The organism is Paraconexibacter sp., assembly GCF_041602235.1.
GTDB lineage: Bacteria > Actinomycetota > Thermoleophilia > Solirubrobacterales > Solirubrobacteraceae > Paraconexibacter.
The window spans coordinates 1-7,099 of the sequence record NZ_JBFIGP010000208.1 but is presented as its reverse complement, the minus strand read 5'-3'; the positions used below and the strand labels follow the sequence as shown (position 1 = coordinate 7,099).

The 7,099-nt window shown below is 72.2% G+C and carries 7 protein-coding genes, 1 pseudogene and 1 riboswitch; of the genes and pseudogenes, 6 read left to right on the top strand and 2 right to left on the bottom strand.

Annotation, left to right across the window (positions count from 1 at the left end; genetic code table 11):
• A partial coding sequence (locus tag ABYE80_RS14990) for a PaaI family thioesterase (RefSeq protein ID WP_372791093.1) occupies window positions 1–329 on the top strand: 329 nt, incomplete at its 5' end.
• Between the two features lie 5 nt (window positions 330–334).
• Here ABYE80_RS14990 and ABYE80_RS14985 read toward each other — a convergent pair.
• Complete coding sequence (locus ABYE80_RS14985; RefSeq protein ID WP_372791092.1) at window positions 335–2,074, bottom strand: NAD+ synthase; 1,740 nt, start codon at window positions 2,072–2,074, stop codon at window positions 335–337.
• Window positions 2,075–2,250: 176 nt separating this feature from the next.
• On the opposite strand from ABYE80_RS14985, the gene ABYE80_RS14980 reads away from it, so the two are divergent.
• The 4 genes from ABYE80_RS14980 to ABYE80_RS14965 all read left to right on the top strand — a co-directional run bounded on the left by ABYE80_RS14980 (window position 2,251) and on the right by ABYE80_RS14965 (window position 6,119).
• Window positions 2,251–2,802, top strand: a complete 552-nt coding sequence (locus tag ABYE80_RS14980; RefSeq protein ID WP_372791091.1) for a sigma-70 family RNA polymerase sigma factor — start codon at window positions 2,251–2,253, stop codon at window positions 2,800–2,802.
• Window positions 2,803–2,933: 131 nt separating this feature from the next.
• Window positions 2,934–3,133: riboswitch (cyclic di-AMP (ydaO/yuaA leader) on the top strand.
• 5 nt (window positions 3,134–3,138) lie between these two features.
• A complete protein-coding gene (locus ABYE80_RS14975; protein ID WP_372791090.1) occupies window positions 3,139–4,128 on the top strand; it encodes a septal ring lytic transglycosylase RlpA family protein in 990 nt (329 codons plus the stop codon).
• A 105-nt stretch (window positions 4,129–4,233) separates the two neighbouring features.
• Complete coding sequence (gene dinB / locus ABYE80_RS14970; protein ID WP_372791089.1) at window positions 4,234–5,304, top strand: DNA polymerase IV; 1,071 nt, start codon at window positions 4,234–4,236, stop codon at window positions 5,302–5,304.
• A gap of 11 nt (window positions 5,305–5,315) precedes the next feature.
• Entirely contained in the window at window positions 5,316–6,119 is an 804-nt protein-coding gene (locus ABYE80_RS14965) for an alpha/beta fold hydrolase (protein ID WP_372791088.1), read from the top strand.
• 70 nt (window positions 6,120–6,189) lie between these two features.
• On the opposite strand, the gene ABYE80_RS14960 is transcribed toward ABYE80_RS14965, so the two are convergent.
• Window positions 6,190–6,390, bottom strand: a complete 201-nt coding sequence (locus ABYE80_RS14960; RefSeq protein ID WP_372791087.1) for a hypothetical protein — start codon at window positions 6,388–6,390, stop codon at window positions 6,190–6,192.
• A 116-nt stretch (window positions 6,391–6,506) separates the two neighbouring features.
• Between ABYE80_RS14960 and ABYE80_RS14955 the strand changes: the two are divergent.
• Window positions 6,507–7,099, top strand: a pseudogene (locus ABYE80_RS14955) (hypothetical protein); the annotation flags it as partial.

Genomic DNA, 7,099 nt, shown 5'->3' with positions numbered 1-7,099 from the left:
TCCACGGCGGGGTGCTGGCATCGATCGCCGAGTCGATCACCTCCATGGCCACCGCGACGGTCGTCATGCGTGACGGCTTCATGGCCCAGGGGCTGTCGAACCAGACGAGCTTCCTGCGTCCGGTGCTGGGCAGCAGGATCGACGCGGTCGCGACGCGTCGCCATCGCGGGCGGACGACGTGGGTGTGGGAGGTCGACATCACCGACGAGCAGGGACGGCTGTGCTCGATCATCCGGATGACCATCGCGGTGCGACCGCTGCCGCCCGAGCTCGCCGCAGCGGTCCGCGAGCAGGCGGCGCAGGTCCCGAACGAAAGCCCCTCGGCCTGAGGGGCCTAGCCGCCGTAGCGGTTGGTGATCGGCAGGCGCCGATCGCGGCCCAGGGCGCGCGGCGTGATCTTGATCCCGGGCGGTGACTGGCGGCGCTTGTACTCCGCCAGGTCGACGAGGCGGATGACGCGATCGACGGCGTCCGCCGGAAGGCCGCGGGCGACGAGCTGCTCCCGCCCGAGGTCCCGCTCCACGTAGCCCTCGAGGATCGCGTCGAGGATCTCGTAGGGCGGGAGCGAGTCGTCGTCGCGCTGGTCGGGCCGCAGCTCCGCCGAGGGCGGGCGGCTGACGATCTCCTCCGGCACGGGGTCGGTCGCGTCGCGGCTGCGCCGCCACGCGGTCAACCGGTAGACGAGCTGCTTCGGGCAGTCCTTGATCACCGCGAAGCCACCGGCGCTGTCGCCGTAGAGGGTGGAGTAGCCCACGGACATCTCGGACTTGTTCCCGGTGGTCAGGACCAGCCAGCCGAGCTTGTTGGACAGCGCCATGAGGAGGTTCCCGCGGATCCGGGCCTGCAGGTTCTCCTCCGTGAGGTCGCGCTCGCGGCCGGCGAAGACCTCGCGCAGCAGCTCGTCGTAGGCCAACATCGGGCCCTCGATCGGCAGTTCGAGCTGCTGCACCCCGAGGTTCGCGGCGAGCGTGCGGGCATCGCCCTGCGTCCCGGAGGACGAGAAGCGCGACGGCATGACGACGCAGCTCACGCGGTCGGCGCCGAGGGCGTCGACGGCCACGAGCAGCACGAGGGTGGAGTCGATGCCACCAGAGAGCCCGAGCACCACGTGGCGGAAGCCGTTCTTCTCCGTGTAGTCGCGGGTACCGAGGACGAGGGCTCCGTAGACCTCGGCATCGGGGTCCAGGAGGGGCGCGATGGAGCCCGTCGGGGCGTCGGCCGGGGAGTCGGGGCCGCCGTGGGCGTCCGACGGGGCGTCGGTCCGCAGGGTGGCGATCGTGTCCACCTGGGGGCGGGCCTCACGGCTGGCGAGCCGGGGACGGGTGTCCCGCAGGCGGGCATTGGCGGCCGCTCGGGTATCGACGGTCGCGAGCAGCAGCGTCTCCTCGAACTGCGGGGCTCGGGCGACGACACGCCCCTCGTGGTCCAGGACGACGCTGTGTCCGTCGAAGACGAGCTCGTCCTGTCCGCCCACGAGCGCGCAGAACGCCACGGGGGCGAGGTGGTCGCGTGCCCGCTGGGCGAGCATCCGCTCGCGCTCCCCGCCCTTGCCAGCGTGGAACGGCGAGGCCGTGAGGTTCACGAGCAGGCGCGCGCCCGCGAGCGCCTCGTCGGTGGCGGGTGGGCCGGGCACCCAGAGGTCCTCGCAGATCGTGAGTCCGACCGGGATCCCGTCGACGTCGATGAGCGCCGGCCGCTCGCCGGCCTGGAAGTAGCGGACCTCGTCGAACACCCCGTAGTTCGGCAGGCGCATCTTGCGGTAGATGCCCTGGACCGCGCCGTCCCCGAGCACCGCGGCCGCGTTGTAGACGTCGTCGTCGCGCTCGGGGAACCCGACGACGGCGACGATGCCGCGCGTGCGCTGCGCGAGACGGTCCAGGCAGGCCCGTGCGTCGGCGAGGAAGTGCTCCTTGAACAGCAGGTCCTCGGGCGGGTAGCCGGTGACGGCCAGCTCGGGGAGCACGACCAGCTGGGCGCCGGCGGCTGCGGCGTCGTCGATGGCCTGGGCGATCCGCCGCTCGTTGCCGGGCAGGTCTCCGACGGTCAGGTTCAGCTGCGCGAGTGCGATCCGCATGGGGCGGGAAGGATCGCACTTGGGCGCCTGCGGCCCTGCACGGACGATGGCGGGAGCTGAACTTCAACATTGCGTTGGACAAGCTTCTACCGAGTGTGTAAGGTAGCCGTACGCGCTGTTGAAGGTTGCGTAGAACCCCGCCGTCCCACATCCCCCGCAGTGAAAGGCACCCCGCGATGAACCTGTCAGACCAAACGACGCTCTCCCGGATCTACGAGGACCACAACCGTGCGGTCTACGGTGCGGCCTACCGGATCCTCGGGAACGCCGCGCAGGCCCAGGACGTCTGCCAGGACGTCTTCCTGCGCGTGTGGCGCAACCCGTCGAAGTACGACGCACGACGCGGTGAGCTCGGCAGCTACCTTCGGCTCATGGCCCGCAGTCGCGCGCTGGACCTGTGGCGTGAGGCGCAGGCCGCGGGTCGCGCGAACGACCGGCTGAAGGTCGTCGTGTCGATGGACGAGCCGCGGGTCGAGGAGCGCCCCGACCGCATGGCCGAGCGCGAGGGCGACCGGACGATCGTCCGCGAGGCGCTCGCCTCCCTGCCCGACCCGCAGCGCGAGGCCGTCGTCCTCGCCTACTGGGGAGGGCTCACCGCGGACGAGATCGCCCGCCGCTCGGGCGTGCCGCTGGGCACGGCGAAGAGCCGCATCCGCCTCGGGCTCGCGAAGCTGCGCGAGGAGATCGGCGCGACGCTCGAGAGCGCGCCGCTGGCGCACGCCGCCTGAGCAGGAGTTCTTGCGCGCCAGGTGTGGCGCCCCGCTCCGGAGGAATGCCCTGGACACGGCGTTCCTCCGGAGTTCTTCGTCTGTGTGCCGGGTCACACTCCCCTCGCCGATCCTCGCTACCGTTACGAACGATTGTTCGATCGCCGAGTCGTCTCCGCCCACTGCGGGGACGAACGGGGGACCCACTCGTCCGATCCGGAGAACCTGGAGACGGACTGGGGTGAATCGGCCGCTGATGCCGCCGTAGCGTCTCGTCGAGGCACGCCAGAAGCGTGCCCGGTGGGCTGCGAACCCGACAGCTAACCCCGTAGGCGGCAGACTCGCAGGAGGTACGGCATGTCGCCGTTCGTCTCGCGTGCCCGCGCACTGTCCGCCGCGGGTGTGCTCCCGCTCGCCGCAGCCACTGCGGCACTGTCCAGTCCGGCCCAGGCCCAGACGCCCGCCGGCACCCAGAACTCCGCAACACCACAGAGCTCCATCACCGCCAAGCTCGCGGACCGTCACATCCGCTACGGCGGGATGGCGACCGTGACAGGCGCGGTCACGCCCGCCACCTCAGGGACGCCGCTGACGCTCGAGTACCGGCCACGTGGCGGCCAATGGTCGGCCGTCGCCAAGGTGACGAGCACCGACGGCGGCAAGTTCCGGTTCCGCACCCGCCTGCGTCGCAACGGCGCGCTGCGCGTGGTGAGCGCCTCAGGCGATGGCGCGACCGTCCGCGCCGCCAGCAACGCCCCCAACGGGTCGACCAGCCGTGCGCTGAACATCCGCGTGGCGGCGACCTTCCGCTCCACCAGGCTCCGCCGCGACGTCATCGCGGGCCGGTCCTCGGTCCTGCGCGGCAAGGTGCTGCCGGCCGGCTCGGGCCGCCTGCTGCGCCTGCAGGTCCGCCGGGGCGGCAGGTGGGTCACGGTCGACCGTGACCGGACGTCGAAGAGCGGCGCCTACCGGCTGCGTTGGAAGACCTCGAAGCTCGGGCGCTACACCACGCGCGTCAAGGTCAGCTCCACGTCCGCCACGACGTCGGCCCGCCGGACGCTCGGCTCGGTCCGCGTGTACCGCCGCGTGTTCGTCTCGTGGTACGGCCCCGGCTTCTACGGGCGCCGGACCGCCTGTGGTGGGACGCTCGGCTACGGCACGATGGGCGTGGCCCACAAGTCGCTGCCCTGCGGGACGAAGCTCACGCTGCGGAAGGGCAAGCGTCGCGTGAACGTGCGCGTCATCGATCGCGGCCCGTACGTGCACGGTCGTGAGTACGACCTCACCGGCGCCACCAAGCGTGCGTTGGGCTTCGGCTCGACCGGCACCATCCTCGCGACCCGCTAGGTCGCGTATCCCTCGCGCCAGCCGTCGAACGGCCGCTCTGGCCGGTCCCGGGACACGAACGCGTGTTCCGGGACCGTCGGGGGCGCGGCGTACCCTTCGGGGGCCGTGTCCCGTCGCATCGCCCACCTCGACATCGACGCCTTCTACGCCTCGGTCGAGCTGCTCCGCCGGCCCGACCTCCGCGGTCTGCCGCTGATCGTGTCGGGCAGCGGCCCGCGCTCGGTCGTGACGACCGCGAGCTACGAGGCCCGCAAGTTCGGCGTCGGGTCCGCGATGCCCACGTCCCGCGCGATGCGCCTCTGCCCGGAGGCGATCGTCATCCCGCCGGACTTCGCCGCCTATCGCGCCGCGTCGAAGGTCGTGATGGACCTGGTGCGCGACACGGTGGAGACCGTGGAGGTCGTCGGGTTGGACGAGGCGTACCTCGACCTCAGCGACCTGTTCTCTCCCAAGACCGAGATGCGGCGCCTCGTCGCGCAGATCAAGGAGGCGGCCGGCCTGACCGCCTCGGTGGGCATCGGCCCCAACAAGCTGGTCGCCAAGGTCGCCTCGGACGCCGAGAAGCCGGCGGGCTTCGTCGTCCTCAGCCGCGAGCAGGCGATCGCCCGGTTCGCGGGCGCCCCCGTGGGCCTGGTACCGGGCATCGGCCCCAAGACCGCCGAGCGTCTGCACGAGCTGGGCATCACCACCCTCGGCGAGCTGGCCGGGACCCCGGACGAGGTGCTCGCCGCGCGGTTCGGCACCAACCAGGGGCCCTGGCTGGCGCGTCGCGGGCGCTTCGAGGACGACTCGCCCGTCAGTGAGGAGCGCATCGCGGTCAGCGAGTCGCGCGAACGGACCTTCGATGTCGACGTCTCGACGATCCCCGAGATGGAGGACCATCTGCGCCGCATGGCGCGGGAGTTGTGCGCCGGGCTCGTCAAGCAGGACCGGCAGGGCCGCACCATCGCGATCAAGGTCCGGCTGGACGACTGGACCACGGTGACGCGGGCGCGGACGATCGACGAGTACACCGACCAGGCGGACCGCGTCGGCGCGATCGCCGTGGAGCTGCTGCGGGCCTACGCCCCGCGGCGCCCGGTCCGGCTGCTGGGCGTCCGGATGGCGGGCTTCGCGCACGAGGCGGCCGCCGCGCCCCCCAAGACCCCAGGGGACCAGCTGGCGCTCGAGCTGTAGCGTTCCTCCGCATGAGCGAGCGCATCGACGTGGGGGACCGGACGCTGCACGCCGTGCGGCGAGGCACGGGGGAGCCCCTCCTGCTGATCCAGGGCATGAGCGGTACGCACGCATCGTGGGGCGAGGCGTTCCTGTCGGCGCTCGACCCGGCCTTCGAGCACGTCTCCTACGACCACCGCGGCATCGGGCGGTCGGACCCGGCGCCGGAGCCGTTCTCGATCGGGGACCTCGCGGACGACGCGCTGGCCCTCATGGACGCGGCCGGCATGGATCGGGCGCACGTCATGGGGATCTCCATGGGCGGCATGGTCGCCCAGGAGCTCGTCCTGCGTGCCCCGGACCGCGTGTCCAGCCTCACCCTCGGGTGCACGTACAGCGGGGGCGACGGCTCGGCCATGGCGGGTCCCGAGACGATCCAGAAGCTCTCGGCGGGCATGATGTCCGGTGATCGCGAGCTCGCGATCCGCACCGGCTACGAGCTGAACGTCTCACCGGGCTTCGCGGCGGACGACGCCAACTGGGCCGCGTTCTACGAGATGGCCACGGGGACCCCGGCGTCGATCGCCACGATCATGCTGCAGATGCAGGCGATCGGTGTGCACGACACCCTGGAGCGGCTGTCGTCGGTGGCGGCCCCCACGCTCGTGGTGCACGGCGACGCCGACGAGATGCTGCCCGTCTCCAACGCGCACCTCATCGCGGGCGCGATCCCGGACGCCAGGGTCGAGATCCTCGAAGGCGTCGGGCACATGTTCTGGTGGGAGCGCCCCGAGGAGTCGGCGGCGCTGCTGCGCGAGCACGCGCTCGGGGGCTGACGACGGAGGGCTTGCGCGCCCGGGGCGGTAGGGGTGCCCGACGCGCGCCGATCGACGGATGGGCCGTCGTTCAGGCCGCGGCACCGAGCCGGCGCTCGGGCACGATCTGGCCCGCGGCGTCGAACGCGATGACCTCGGAGACGTGGCCCTCGTGACGGGCCTCGACGATCAGGCCCCACACGACCTCGTGCGTCCGCACCTCGGCGCCCGGGTGGCGCCACCGCAGGTGCGCGATCGCGCGGGCCTGCGTGGTGGTGAGTTCGACGGCCATGGGTGGACTATCGGCCACGGAGCTGAGGGCTTGACGAAGGGAACCTGAAGTCTTCATGAGAATGCCCTCGGCCCTGCGGGCCGGGGAGGGGAGACCCCCTTGCCTATCCTGGGGGCGTGCTCGCGCTCATCGCCGCCGTCGCGACCGCCGCGGTCCCCGGCGGCCCCGCCTCCACGCCGCCCTTCCGCCTGACGCAGAAGCGCGTCGCACCGTCGAAGATCTTCTTCGATCGGGATCCGGTGCGGATCGACCTGACGATCGCCGCGCCACGCCAACTCGATCTCGACGTCGAGATCGTCCGTGAGCGGACCGGCACGGTCGCCCGGCGCCTGCGGCTGACGGCGGTCGAGCCCGGGGTCCGCCGGCGGGTGCGCTGGGACGGCGTGACCGGCTACGGGCGCGCCTCCGGCGACGGCCGCTACCGGGTGCGCGTGATCGCGCCGAGCCTGGGCGAGCGGCGACGCGTGGGCTCCTTCACGCTGCGGGGGCGCATGTACCCGATCCGCGGTCAGCACCGCGACCGAGGTCCCGTCGGGCAGTTCGGCGTTCCGCGCAACGGCGGCCGGACCCACGAGGGTTTCGACGTGAACGCGCCGTGCGGGACGAGGCTCGTGGCGGCGCGCGGCGGGAGGGTCGTGCGCAGCCGCTACGACCCCGTGCTCTACGGGTACGAGGTCATCATCCGCGGGAGCCGGGACGGGCGCTCCTA